Source organism: Longimicrobium sp. (assembly GCF_036280135.1).
GTDB lineage: Bacteria > Gemmatimonadota > Gemmatimonadetes > Longimicrobiales > Longimicrobiaceae > Longimicrobium.
The window spans coordinates 1-13,556 of record NZ_DASURI010000670.1 but is presented as its reverse complement, the minus strand read 5'-3'; the positions used below and the strand labels follow the sequence as shown (position 1 = coordinate 13,556).

Here is a 13,556-nt window from a genome sequence, read left to right as displayed (position 1 = left end):
GTCGCGATGTCTCAGCGGGGCGTGCGCTTATGGCAGATCGGGTAGCGTGCGGGAAGTCAATTCCGCACCTCCTCGAAGAGGTTGAGGCAGGTTGGACGGTCCTCGTGCGCGACGAGCTTCGCCGTCGGCAGGCACTCCGCGCGTGGCGCACGGTGGAATGGGACCACCGCGCCCGCGCCCCCAAAGGATGGACATCCTTTCACACCTTCGTGCAGGCGCTGCAGGAGGATCCAAAGGATCGAGCGGCGGGGTGGCTCCTCGCACGAGTGGCTTTCGACCGACTTCAGGAACAATCCGTTCGCGCTGTCGGCACCGAGGTCCAGGAGCAGATCCGGGTTTATCCGCGCGAGCGCCAGAGTGCGTTCCTTTCCCATACCATCCGCTCCCTGATCGCGTGCCGAACGCAGGCGACCGTTCGCCTCGCGATTTGGCTTCGATGCGCCAGCGCGCTGCAAAGCGCTCCCCGAGTCGTGGAGGCGCTGCTGAACGGGCTGTGGGAAGCCCATCTCCTCCCAGGCGGTCCTGGTGCTTCCGAAACTGTTCGGCGAAGGGCGACCAGCGTTCCGAACTGTGCCGGGAATGCCGACGTGGAAGCGCTCTGCCTGCGAGCGATCGCTCGCTACGTGGCGACCGGAGGAAGCCGCGGAACGGCGTTTCTGACTCGAATTAAGGGGCTGGAGAGCGCAGCACGGACGCTGCCGAGTTGGCTGGAAGAGTTGCCGCTGCAAGATCCCACGGCGCGTGCCTGGATGGAGGCCGTAATAGAGACGTTTACCGAAGATGCGTCACTTCCGAAGCCGGAGGTGATCAGCTGGTTTCTCTTTCATCTTGAGCCAGCCGGCTCCGTGGTGCCGGGGCGGGTCTGGGGGACGCCCCACTGGGCACGAGCGGCCCTGTCTCTGGAGGACGATGGGGCGGTGGCCATCTATCTGGCCCGTGTGGCCGTGCCTTGGGAGTGGCTCCTGTCCGCGGCCAAATCGGGGTTCCTGGACGGGAAATCGGATGCACGATGGCAGCAGGTGGCGCGCGCCCTCCCGGAGCCGCGCACAGGAGCGGCGTGGCTGGACCCCCTGGACGATGCCGCCGGGCGGGCGCGTCTCGTGCGGCTGCTCCTCTGCTCCACAACCAACTACGGCGATGGTATAAGCCGGAAGGCGGCTGCCGCCCGAATCCTCGCAGAGAACCGCACCGCACGCATTCCGCTGGACGAGCGGTACTGTCCCGACTCGCAGGTTCTGGCTGCACTTCGCGATCTGGCACTTCCCGGGCCCGGGGCACGCCGTCTGTCGAACGAGGAGCACGCGCTGGCGGGCGAGCTCACGTGGGTAGTGTCGATGCGCCCCTCGATCCGGGAGGCGGATCTGGAGGTACTGCCTTCGCTCGCGCGTCGCGCGGATCCCGACGCGATCGCCCACTGGATGGCGGCGGCGATGCCGCGCGCGCCCAGGGTGGTCGACCTGCTCGCGCTCGGCGTGCTCCGAGCCGCAGTGGACGAACGAGTGAGGACAAACGCCCCCACCGAGGATGAAAGCGCGTACGTCGCTTGGCTCGCCCGCATCCTGACGGGGCGGTGGAGTGCCTTCAGCCAAGCCCGTAGAGAGCGACCCCAGGAGATGGCAGACCTCCTCGACCGATGGTTCGATCCGTACATGCCCCGGCCGACGGCTCTCCTGTTGTGGGAACTGCGGGAGCCTCCTACTCCCCGTCCCCGATCCTCGATACCGCGTTCGCGGATGGTGTTTCTGAAGAGCCCCGCACACGTTCCGGGAGGGAGTCAATGAGTGAGCCTCCGACGCAGGTCGAGACGCTGACGGCCAGCGAGATCGAAGCGGATGACCGCGAGCGCCTGGACAAGATGCTGAACGTCGTGGAGATCGACGTCAGCCCCGATGCGTTCCAAGACCCGCAACGACAGGCGAAGCTGGAGGTAGAGCTGGAACAGTTCGCGAAGAAGGTCGGGCCGCTCCTTGGAATCGCGGGAAGCTCGCGGCATGGCAAGACGGTCCTGGCCATCATGTGGAACGCATACCGGAAGAACCGGAGCGTTCGGCTCGACTACCTTCACCAGCGGACGGCGCGCGACCGGGTCTTTCTTCGGCCTGTGTGGGGCGACTCGAGCCAGGGGAACAGGACGCGTGCGGAGGCGCTCCCTCATTTCGGCATCATGGATCTCTCCGGAGAGAACCTTGATGCGCTCGTACACGAGGAGTTCGCCGACTACTCGGATCTGGACGCCGAATACTCCCCGGAGACGCAGTTGTACATCGAGAAGGTGCTGTGGCGGATGGCGCAGAAAATCCAAGGACTCATCCTGACCATCTGCTTCCCGTTGCTGTGGTACCCGTCGAACAAGGAAGTCCTGGATGAGGAGCACATCCCGCTCGGGCTGAGGAACGCGGCTCCCGACGTGCCCATGCGAATCAATCAAGAGATGATGCAGCGGGTCCTACACGTCGTGTACCTGGCACGCGCTCGGTTGAGGGGAGCGCCGACGCAACCGCCCCGCAACGAGGATGAGTTGCTGCACGTCGAGTCGGACTGGCCGCGAATCGATATCCCGGTGTTCGTCGCGCTGACCAAGGCGGACCTGTTCCCGCGGCTCGTTTCGCCCCTCGACGCGCCCGACCGAAACTGGGCATCCCCAGCGAAGCTCCTGCGGAGCCACATGCCGGAACTCTACGCCGACCTGCACCGCCTGACCCGAGACTTCACGGTGCAGTACGTCCACACGCTAGACGCCATCGAGATCAAGGGCTCGGGGCCGGGGGTGCGGTACGATGCGGTCGAAATGGAGGTGAAGCGCAGCGATGCAAAGTTGGTCGGAGGTGAGGCGCTGGACGAGTTCTTCGGGCGTTTTCCGTGGGAGAGGAGCTGGTTGCCGGCGCGCTGGTTCCTCCCTCGACCGAGCGACTCTGCTTGGGGTGACAAACGGAAACCCGAAACAACGAACCGCGAACCTGGCCGCCGCTGAGTACCTCCGCCGAGCCACTTAGGAGAACCCCGTGAAGGCCAACCCGAGCCAAAAATTCCGCACGCGGTGGCAGTCTGCGACCCGCGCCGCGCGAGAGTGGCTGTTCGCAATGTTGCCGCCGCCGCTACGCCGAAGGGTGCTGCGGAACCGGTGTGCACCGAGATGGGTGCGCCGGATTCGCCGGACCGTGACGTTGGTCATCCTCGCGGGTGTGGTCTACGGGGAGTGGCTGATCCTGCGCAGCCAAAAGCTGGAGCACGCGCTCACCTCGACCCGGTCGCTGTATGTGAAAAGTGACTCAGGCGAGGCGATCTTCGCCTCTGCATTACAACACACCTGGGACTACGTCACACGAGCGCAGAGCGGGATACAGGAGCAACTCGCCGGTGGATCGGCGGAACCCTGGGGGCACTTCCTGAGCCTGGCCGATCCACCGGCGATCTGTGCCATGGGGGCCCCTGCCTCCACGGGTCTCAGAAGCCGGTTGCTGGTGCTTGATACGGAGATCGGTCAGGACCCCGGCGGGTCGAGAGCTCGAGACGCGGTTCGAGCGCTCGATGATTTCGCCACCCAGGGGCCGGACGAAGCCTTTCTCCGGTCGTATGCGCGTGCGCGTGCCTTTTTCCTCCAGGGAGACCCCCGCTCGGCGGAAGGAGTCTACATCAACGAGATTGTTCCCGAACTCGACCGGAAGGAGCACGGGTGGCCTGAAGTGAACCTCCCCGCCACAGAGGCCAGGAGGCGACTCCTTTCCGGTGAGGCCGAGCCGGCGCGCACGGCCGCGGCGGTTCTTGCGCGCTATCTGGGCGCGCGCATCGCGCTACTGAACAACCCGGCCGAAGCAATCACTCACTTCCGCTACGCAGTAAACCACTCAAACCACTTCGTCGACGACGGGCCGCACGCATACGGGCATCTCGCACGGCACGAGATCCCGTTATACGCGCTTCGCTGCGCCTCAACGGACTCGACGCATATCACCACGGTTGATCTGCTTACGGGGCTGGCGAGTGCATACTTGGACGTGGACAGCGTAGTGGGTTCGCGAAATTCGCTCCATCGAGCGCTGCTGCGCGGCACGCAGTACCCTGCTCCGGAAAGGAGCGCGCTCCTGCCCGTACTGCGCTACGGTCTCGAGCAGACCGCCCCCGGGAGCGCACCGGCGGGAGCGGACACGTTCCCGAACGGTCTGCTCTGGGCTGTATCCAACGTTCACGGGATGCTTCTCGCGAATCAACAGGCGCCGGATCCAAGAGTGGAAACCGTGGGCGCGGCCATAGCACTGCGGGTTCTGCGGCGACCCAACTATGTACAGGCGCTGACCGCGGAGCACGTGGACCTCTGCGCGATGCTCGTCAATATTGAGCGCGGCCTAAATACGAGGCCGTTCCAGGATCGCCTCGAAAGCGGAGATCTGGCCCCCTTGGACTCCACGCAGGCCGCCCTGATCATCGAGACTACGAAATTCCAGCACCACCTCTGCTCCGGCGCGTCAATCCCGTCGCCGAAGATGAGGAGCCAACTGCTGCTCGTAGCGGGCTCTCGACTCAATGGAGGGCTGCCTGCATCCGTGGAATCGATTCGCCTGAAGATGGAGAGCGCGGCCCGCAGCAGAGAAGAGCGTCCGTTCCGACGACCGCTACGGCAGCTCTCGAGCCTGAGGAGGACTCGCATGGACGGTGATGGCGACTTCCTCCGGCGGTGGCAGGAAGCGCTGCTGCGCGACCCGGCGTATCGGATTGGCGACTCGCTGAGGCTGCGTCTCGCTGACCGGGGGGCGCAGGAGGCCTCATCCGATCTGGCTCCGACCCTCAACGCTTACTATCGACTCGCCCGGGGAGCAGCCCTCTCGCCTGCGGAGATGCTTCCGCCGTACTCGTGGAACGACGTGGAGTATGTCTTCGAAAAATCCGGGTGGGTCTCAGCGAGGTTCGGTTCCCCGGTCGGATGGGGGTTGGTGCTGCTCGTTGCCTGTGGAATGATCGTGGTCCTGTTCGTCAATCGAGTCATCCTGTTCGTCTGGCGCCGTCGTCTGGTGGCCACCTCATCCTATCAGCGGGAACGAGGCGGATGGCCACCTCTTCCGAAAAAGTCAGGTGAACGCGTCGCAACGCCGCCTGGTGCAGAGCAGATTCATGTAGCCTCCTCACAGACGTCCCCTCCTTCCTCCTGACGCGAACTCACCCGCATGGGATTGCTTCTGCTCGGAATCGGCCTGGGTGTTGCCGGCATTGTCTGGCACTCCATCCAAGCTGAACTCCCACCGGTGCGTCCGCTCCGCCTCGCCGCGGTCGGGATCCTGATGTTGATGATTTTGCTGGCAGTCTGGACCGCCCACTCGCGCGCAGACCGCTATCGGATCACGATGTTCGGCGCGCGCTTTCCAGTACTGGACACAGCTGGCATCTTCGTGACTCCGAATTTGCAGCTCGGTGGTGACGCGGATTCGTCTGATCTGTACGTCCCAGGTCGACTGCCCGCTCAGTTGGCGCGGCTGGAGATTCGGCTGGATACGCTCAGCCGGGTTGACCGCGTCGTCCTTGTCCCTATTCCGGACGTGGGCGTTGCGACCTTGGTTCGCGAACCAACCGAGCAGAACTGGCACATCGTCGGTAGCCGAGCCATAGATCCCAGGACTCGGGTTACAGTTGCACTTCTCAATGATAGCCTGACGCTTACCGCGGAGCCCCTCTCTCGGCCCTGGAACGAGCCGGTACGGCACCGAATCCGCGATCTCGCCAGCGGACGCACAGTTGACCTCCCCCTGATGGAAGGAGCCCGTCCCTGGGTCCGTTCCGGCCGCGACCCGTTCCGGCGTGTTTACCCGCTCGCGGACGTGTTGCTGGAGCTGGACTCGGCGAAGACCGCGCCGCCAGCCCTCCTGTCCAGCTTCTTCTACTACGACAACAATATCTTACGACTCGCCGACTTGGACTCCGAGCTGAGTACGCTCCCCGCGGGAACGGCCGACACGGCGGTCGTCTGGCGTGTGGGAGAGGGGAGCCAACGGGTCGCGCTGGCGCTGCCCCCCACGATGGACTACCGCTCGTACCGCCTCACCCCGCCCGAGCGGTACGGGATCCGCTTGCTCCAGTCGATGCGGGTGGACGTCATCGGGCGATGGATCGATGTGTATCCGCTACGACCGCGAATCTTCACGCTCACGGATTCGGTGCTCGAGAATCTGAGCCTCCAGGCGAATGGCAAGCCCCAAAACGTCTGGCGGATTCGGCTAACCGCTAACCCGCAGAGTCTGGCGCGGCGGGCGCTGTTCCTGGGAGAGGTGGGGAACCCGTTGCGCGGTTCAGGAGAAGCCGAGTTGTCCCTTCCACACTCAGCCCGTGATGAGTCGTTTGACGTGCGTACGCCGGGAGGAGTAGCGCAGTGGACCCTGGGGAGCCCTCTCCCGCTCAGCCGCGCCGACGGTCCCGCGCTGTTGATGCGCGTGGACCGCCATGCGTTCGATTGGGCTCTCGTGTTCGGATTGGTCGGCGTCTTCGCGCTCGCGAGCGCCGCCTTCGTGTTCCCGCAATCGGCCGCAACGTTCGCGCTCGCACTGGTCGGCCTCGGGCTGGCCTCGACCCGGCTGCTGCTGGGGATGGGAGCGTTCCTGGCATCTCCATACGCAGACTCCCACCCTTCCACTCTGTGGATCGTACCCCTTGTCCCTTGGACTGTCGTGCTGCTGGCAGACGCCGGACGTTGGATGGTCATCGGCCCGGGAGGCATACGCGGGTGGCTCCGCATGCTCATGGCGCCCGAGGAACGGAGAGTGGTGAGTGGACACGCAGTAGTAGGAGGCCTGATCGCGTGCCTCGGCTGGCTGATCACTGGTCGGTGGATGCTCCCCATGCTGACCGGCGGAATACTGGTACTTGGGGTCGCTGTATCCGCGCCCTGGATCCGTCGCGCGGCCCTGTCCGTGGGGCGCTGGTCCATGGGAGTGCTTGTGGTGTTCACCTTCCTGTTCATCGCCGTACGAATCGGTCTCGGGTTCGCCTGGTATCGGGAGATGATCCCGGTCTTCGGCACGAGACTCGGGCTCAGCATCCTGTACACGCCCGTGCTGACCATCCTGTTGGCCCTGCTCTTGACCCGCTGGCAGGAAGGATCGCTCCCTCGCACGAGCGCCTCGATCAATGCGTGGACCCGGTTGAAGACATGGTGGGCGCGTCGGGAACCTCCGTTGCCCGCCTTGGGCAGGATACTGAACGCCCTGACAGGCGACACCGTCCGGGGACGGCTGATCGCGCTGGCAGGAATTTTGGTCCTATTCCTCGGAATCGCTTATGCCGTGGTCGCTCTGGGTGTGGGCGACCTGGGGATCCTCCTGGTCGGAGGGTCGGGCTCGCTTGTCCTGCTCGCGTATCTGGGCATCCAACTCCCGTCCACGAATCCGGCGCCTGTCCTGACCAGGGCTTTGCTACTCTCGCCCCTGCTGATATTCGTCTTGATCCAGGCCAACCCCTTATTGCTCGGCGGCCCCCGCCTACTCGATGGACTGGAGGGAGAGACGTTGCGTGTACGCGATTGGCAGAACAACGACCTACGCCTGATTGAGCAGCGCATCCCGGAGGCCCTCGTGGACATTGGCCATGAGCGGAGCGAACGGCTCAGCGTCATGAGCGCGATCATGCGCGCCTACACGACTGGAGAGGGAAGCCTCGTGGGGCGGGGCTTTCTCGGCGTGCCCGTCAGCGGAGACATTGCTGTCACGGCGCCTCGAGAGCACGTCCCCAGCGCCTTCATCGCCGCGTACGGGGGCTGGCTGGCGATCGCTGGGACCTTACTCCTCTTGGGGGCGCTGCTCCTTCCCCTGGATCCGTTCTGGCCGAGTTCAGGCGATCCACAGGACCAGAGCAATCGTCGCGCAGCCTGGGCCTGGGCCGGGGTGTTCGGGGTTGTGGGCCTCGTGGCGTGGGCGATCGAAAACGTGCTCATCCACTACGTCGTGGTCGGGACAGCATTGGTGGTGGCGCTCTTGGCCTTCGTCAGCCTCGGCTCCGGGGCTACAGTGGTACCGAGAACTCGCTGGCTGGACATCCCGCCTCGTCCCGCGCTGATCGCCGGGACGGCGCTCCTGACCTTGGCGCTGGCCGGCGTCTACATGATCCTCAGTAACTACGGGATTACGCTCTTCACGGGGAAGAACGTCTATCTGCTGGGCCTCGACTCGTTGAGCGACGTCTTGGAATCGCTCGCCCTGCTCGGCTTGGCAGCGATCACCCTCGAGTATCATCGAGTGCATACTCTCACCGACGCCCGGAGCTCTCCATGAGGTTCTTCGGCTTCCTCTCCGGTTTGCTGGCGCTTGCGCTTGCGGCCACCCTGGTCGGGACGATGCGCCAGCCACCTCCCTTCACCTGGCGCCCGTCCGGTTACCTTGCGGGGGTGGACAGCCTGGTCGTCCGCCCGGGGCTCCTGTTCCTGGTGCAAGCCGGCGACACGATCCCGGGCACACGCCAAGTGGCCTCCCAAGACACCCTGATTTTCGACAGCGGAAGCGCATCACAGGCGGTTCGCTTGTTCTACGAGCAGAGCCGCCTGGCCGAAGATGTCCGTCGATTCAACGAGGATCCCATCGCACCGATTTCCCCGTTCGTTATCGTCAACGGCGTGGTGCGGGGCATCAATCCCGATTTCCACACCGTCCTGATGCCCACCGCCCCGCATCGCGGCTGGTCCGGGGAGGTGCGGGTGCGGGCGCAGGAGCGAGGGGCGACTCTGTACGATGAGCAGGGAATGGAGATTCGGGTACTGAAGCCGGCGAGCGGCGCGACCCGTGGGACAGAGCGTCGAGTTCGGGTCTTTCAGCAACCCCAGATCGTGAGCGGGACGGTGTTCGATCTCGTGGCCAACGACCAGCCGTTCGGGCAGGTTTTCATGATCGGCGAGTCGCCCGTGTACCAGATCCGGACGAACAAAGAACAGCGGGACGATCAGGTGTGGCTGAACGGACGCCTGCTGCGAACGGGCGAGGGCGAGCTGCGCCGGCTGGAGAATGGAGATTGGCTCCAGGCACAGGTCCGCTCACCGGCGCGGGGGTACGACCAGCGGGTTTTGACGGTGGATCTCGAGCAGCGCCACACGAGCGCATCGTTCATGCGCATCCGAGGCCCCGGACCTGCGGACCGGGAACGTCTTTACCCGATCGAGGATCTCCGCTCGGTCTTAGAGCCGTTCGCCTCCGCCATGACGAGGTCTCTGTCGGCACGCGCGGAACAGGGTCTGGGGACCCGCGACGTCGGAGCGCTCGACGTACAGATGGGAATCGACCTGGAGACATCGGAAGCGCTGGTCCGAACGCTGCGGATCGTCTGCGACTCCATCCACGTGCGGTCGACCCGTCCGAAGGGCCTCTCTCTCACCGTGATGGATGCCTTTACGGGAGAGGTCCGGGCTCTGCCCAGCTGCCCGGATGACGCGATTCTGCAGCGGTACCCGTCGATCCCGGAGGCTACCCGGAACCGGCTCTCGCGCAATCAGAACCTCGTGAGTCACCCGGTCGGCTCAGCGCTCAAGCCGTTCTGGGCTGCCGCGATGGCGAGCATGTACCCGACCCTGCTGGATCTCGAGGTCTACGGGGTGTCTGGCAGGGAGGTCACGGATGTCCTCGGGTGCACGGTGGCCGGATACGACAACAGCCATGGAAGAGCCGACTGGATCAAACTGGAGGAGTTCATCCAGCACTCGTCCAACTACTACCTCGTCCAGATGGCCTCCCTTGGAATCGTGCTGGGACGCGCCGAGCAGGCCCACCCCGGTATTTGCAGCGGAGGTACGGACCCAAACCGCATCGCGACCTGCCTCCCCCCCCGCACGGGCCGACCGAGTAGACTGCGGCTAGGCGACGGTTCCGTGCCAATCGAGGCGATACTCGCGGGTGTTCCACAGGGACCGACCTGCCAGCAGGTGACGAGCCTGCACCGACTCTGGGCGCCCCAGGAAAACTTCCGCGCGCTAACGAATGGGCTCGTACTCGGGAACCCCGGCACCGGCACTCGCAACAACCCCCTGCAGGGCTGGGAGGAACAGGGGTATCACCTCGAAGTATGGGACCCCGTACTGCAGGCGTTGACAAGCGGGGCCCGGGGGCCGGACTCGATGGTGCTCCGTCGGCCGTTCATGGACGTTTCTCCTCCAAGGGCGAACCTCAAGCTTGACCTGGTGAATGATCTGCGGACGCAGTGGGTCTCGATGCTCCTCGGCGGCGAGAAGAGTCGCTGGACCAACGTATCTCTCACGGCCGCGATGGCCCGGCTCATGACCGGGCGCGACGTGACCCCGTTGCTCGCCACATCCCCTCAAGCTGCAACGCGGCCGGCCACCCAACGGTTAACGGAGCGCATGCTCCACCCTGGCGTGCGCAGACGCGTCCTGCACGCCATGGAGCTTGTGGTCGAGGGAGGCACGGCGGCAGCGCTGAGTGACAACGTCCAGAATCTTCGGACCGCGTTCGATCAGGCAGCGGGGGCCGACCGCGTGGAGGTCTACGTCTTTGCGAAGACCGGCACGCCGACGGTACCGGTGTATCCGCAGACGCAGGCGATTCAACCGTACCAGCAACTCCTCGCGGCGGGACTCCGGTGGAACTCGGTAAGCCGGGCTTTCGAGCGTCCCGGATACGTGCAGCGCCTCCTGGCCCGGATGCCCGACCAGGCGGACCTCTTAGATCGCATCGAGAGAGACCCCGACGACTACGTATACGCACCCGACACAGACCCCCATGTGCCGGCATTGCTGTACTTCGATCGAGCGGGAAACCTCCAGGTGGCCCAGTTTGGACAGGCGGTGCGGAACAACGGGGCTGCATTGATCGTCGGGCTGCTCGCTGTTCCGAAGCAGACACAGGGGCGGAGTCGGTCGTCGCAGGAGCCGGATTGGGTGTCCAACTATGCGGACGATGGGTTGTGGCGACGAATCAACGAGATCCCTCCCGTGGGATTGCTGAACCCTGCGACCGCGGTGGGGATCACCATCGCGATTTACCAGGACGATCTGCCGCGGCCTGCCACCAGTGAACACGCCGTTCGGCTAATGGAGAGGGTCTTCCCGGAAATTCAGGATCTCATGATCCGGGAGTGGCTGCGGAAGAACCCGCGTTGACGCTGCCTCAGGCCGGAACCGCGGCCCGGCGGCGGCTCGCCGCCCCGACCGGAAGAGAAGCTATGAGCGCCCACCGAACCACGAGTCGCGTGCCCGTGGAGCCGTGGGCGCCATCCCGTTCCCTGACCAGACGGCGCCGATCACCTGCCGCGGCCCCCAAGCAGTCCCGCGGCGCTGCAACGGTCCGAGGGGGATGCCATGTATTTGGAGCCAGCCTCGCATGCTGGGGAACCGCCCTTGGGAAAAAACAGTGCCAAAAAACAGTGCCCAAAACAGTGCCGGTTATGGCGAGCGCCACCGAGCGCCATCGGGCGCTATCGGGCGCTATCGAGCGCTATATGTAGGCAAAACCCGTGTTCTGGCGCTCTATGGCGCTCGGTGGCGCTACTTTCACGAGCCTGATAAGCGTGAGGTCGGCCGTTCGAATCGGCCCAGGCCCATATCATAAGCAAAGCCCCCGCAAGCATTTCGCTTGCGGGGGCTTTGTTCGTCCGGCTCCGTGGTACCCAAAACAGTACCCGTCAGACAACCTCCCTCACGCGATTGCTCGCGATTCGTGCCGCGGGAGGTGCGCACGAACCGGGGCCCGCGTCCCGGGCGCGCTTCCCCGATCGCCAATACTTAGGCATTGACAGAAGTATTCGTCGTACTGTAGAATCCCATCGTCAGATCGGATCACCCGAGCATCCGGAGGGTGGGGAATGGCCCAAGCCGCGGCTGACGAAGTGTTTCACGCCCTGTCCAACCCGACGCGGCGCAAAGTCCTGGAGCGGCTCTCGCTCGGCCCCGCCACGGTCAGCGAGCTGGCGGCGCCGTTCGACATGCAGCTCCCCTCGTTCGTGCAGCACCTCTCGGTGCTGGAGCAAAGCCAGCTGGTCACGTCGTCCAAGCGGGGGCGAGTGCGGACGTACGAGATCGCGCCCGAGCGGTTCAGGGTCGCCGAAGACTGGCTGGCCGAGCGTCGCCGGCTGTGGGAAGCGCGACTGGACCGGTTCGATGCGTACGTCAAACACCTCAAGGAGAAGGAATCAGAACCATGAGCGAGCAGGTCACCTTCGATCCCAGGCTCGACATTGCCATCGAGCGGTTCATCGACGCGCCCGTGCGGCTCGTCTGGGAGGCGCTGTCCAGGCCGGAGCACCTCAAGGAGTGGTACATGCCCCGGGACTGGGGGCGCGTGGCGCACGCCGAGATGGACCTGCGGCCGGGCGGCATCCTCCGCATCGACATCGCGGTGGCGAACGGCCAGGACGTCCCCAACCTGGGCTGCATCCTGGAGGTGGTTCCCATGGAGCGGCTCGTGTGGACCTCCATGCTGTTTCCCGGCTATCGCCCGGCGGTCTTCGACGACGTTCCCATCACCGCCATCATGTCGATGGAACGCGTGGGAACCGGCACACGCTACGTGTTCACGGCGCTGCACCGGGATGAGGCCGACCTCGAGGCGAACAGGACGTCCGGCTGGCTGGAGGGGACCGAGATCGCGCTCGATCAGTTCGTCGCGCACGTGATGTCGATGAGCGCGCAGGTGGAGGCGACGAGATAGTCCACGGCGATTCGGGCGCCCTGGACGAAGCCCCGCAACGGATCCCGTTGCGGGGCATTCCTTTGTTCCCGCCGCGGCGCCGGGCCTGGCTTCGAGACGATTTGCTGCGATTTGGGGCGGGATCGGTTGCCAGGGAGTGCAAATTGGTATATCCTTCGGGTCCGGTCCGTCCGCCGCGCGCGGACGGACCGGGACACACCCAGACGACATTCCCGACCCACCGACGAGCACGCCGGAGACGTCGCCCGCACCCTCAGGTGCGCGGGCGGCGCGCGATCCCGCGTATCCGCGCGAGCCTGCGCGGGGGCGCGCACCTCCCGTCCGTCGCGTCCGCCCCGGCGCGCCCCCCAGCGCCCGGCCCGTACTCCCCCGTTCTGCCTGCCCGGAGTTCGCCGTGATCCGCAAATCCCTGCTCGCCTCCGCCGTCCTCCTGCTCGCTGCCGGCTGCAGCGACGGAGGCACCCCCGCGCGGGTGGCCACCGCCGTTTCCGTTACCCCCGGCAGCCTGCAGCTGGACGCCGTGGGCGCCACGCGCATGGTGCGCGCCGTCGTCAACGACCAGGACGGCAAGCCCATGACGGGCGCCGCCGTCACCTGGGCCTCCAGCGCCGGTTCCGTCACCGTGGCCAGCGCGGGCGGCGACAGCGCCATCGTCACGGGCGCGGGCAACGGCTCCGCCACCATCACCGCCACGGCCGGCGGCGCCTCGGGCACGGCCACGGTGCAGGTGGCGCAGGTGGCCACGAGCATCGCGGCCGCGGGCGGCGACGCGCAGACGGGCGCCGTGGCCACGGCGCTCCCCAACCAGCTGCAGGTGGTGGTGCGCGACCGGCTGAACGCGCCGGTGCCGGGCATCACCATCTCGTTCACGGTGCAGGGCGGCGGCACCGTCACGGCGCCCAGCGCAGTGACGGGCGCCAACGGCGTGGCGTC

Annotated in this window: 8 protein-coding genes; all 8 read left to right on the top strand. The window is 65.6% G+C overall.

The features are described 5' to 3' along the window. The first annotated feature begins 104 nt into the window (after positions 1 to 104). Positions 105 to 1,781 (top strand): hypothetical protein, encoded by a 1,677-nt coding sequence (locus tag VFZ20_RS21805; protein WP_329686062.1) that lies wholly within the window; start codon positions 105 to 107, stop codon positions 1,779 to 1,781. Next, positions 1,778 to 2,971, top strand: coding sequence for a hypothetical protein (locus VFZ20_RS21800; RefSeq protein ID WP_329686061.1), 1,194 nt, complete (start codon positions 1,778 to 1,780; stop codon positions 2,969 to 2,971). The genes VFZ20_RS21805 and VFZ20_RS21800 overlap by 4 nt, the downstream gene beginning before the upstream one ends. A 31-nt stretch (positions 2,972 to 3,002) precedes the next feature. After that, positions 3,003 to 5,144 (top strand): hypothetical protein, encoded by a 2,142-nt coding sequence (locus tag VFZ20_RS21795; RefSeq protein WP_329686060.1) that lies wholly within the window; start codon positions 3,003 to 3,005, stop codon positions 5,142 to 5,144. A gap of 15 nt (positions 5,145 to 5,159) precedes the next feature. Further along, the gene (locus VFZ20_RS21790; RefSeq protein ID WP_329686059.1) at positions 5,160 to 8,249 is read left to right on the top strand and encodes a hypothetical protein; all 3,090 of its coding nucleotides are present in this window, start codon (positions 5,160 to 5,162) and stop codon (positions 8,247 to 8,249) included. Beyond that, a complete protein-coding gene (locus VFZ20_RS21785) occupies positions 8,246 to 11,077 on the top strand; it encodes a hypothetical protein (RefSeq protein ID WP_329686058.1) in 2,832 nt (943 codons plus the stop codon). The genes VFZ20_RS21790 and VFZ20_RS21785 overlap by 4 nt, the downstream gene beginning before the upstream one ends. Before the next feature lie 701 nt (positions 11,078 to 11,778). After that, on the top strand, positions 11,779 to 12,117 hold the full coding sequence (locus VFZ20_RS21780) for a metalloregulator ArsR/SmtB family transcription factor (RefSeq protein ID WP_329686057.1): 339 nt from the start codon (positions 11,779 to 11,781) through the stop codon (positions 12,115 to 12,117). Further along, on the top strand, positions 12,114 to 12,623 hold the full coding sequence (locus VFZ20_RS21775; RefSeq protein ID WP_329686056.1) for an SRPBCC domain-containing protein: 510 nt from the start codon (positions 12,114 to 12,116) through the stop codon (positions 12,621 to 12,623). Before VFZ20_RS21780 ends, VFZ20_RS21775 begins: the two co-directional genes overlap by 4 nt. A gap of 394 nt (positions 12,624 to 13,017) precedes the next feature. Then, on the top strand, positions 13,018 to 13,556 hold a 539-nt coding region (locus VFZ20_RS21770; RefSeq protein ID WP_329686055.1), incomplete at its 3' end, for an Ig-like domain-containing protein.

Bases quoted from the DNA above. Each gene is read 5' to 3' on its own strand.
- VFZ20_RS21800 (WP_329686061.1), top strand. From the start codon at position 1,778: ATGAGTGAGCCTCCGACGCAGGTCGAGACGCTGACGGCCAGCGAGATC.
- VFZ20_RS21790 (WP_329686059.1), top strand. From the start codon at position 5,160: ATGGGATTGCTTCTGCTCGGAATCGGCCTGGGTGTTGCCGGCATTGTC.
- VFZ20_RS21785 (WP_329686058.1), top strand. From the start codon at position 8,246: ATGAGGTTCTTCGGCTTCCTCTCCGGTTTGCTGGCGCTTGCGCTTGCG.
- VFZ20_RS21780 (WP_329686057.1), top strand. From the start codon at position 11,779: ATGGCCCAAGCCGCGGCTGACGAAGTGTTTCACGCCCTGTCCAACCCG.
- VFZ20_RS21775 (WP_329686056.1), top strand. From the start codon at position 12,114: ATGAGCGAGCAGGTCACCTTCGATCCCAGGCTCGACATTGCCATCGAG.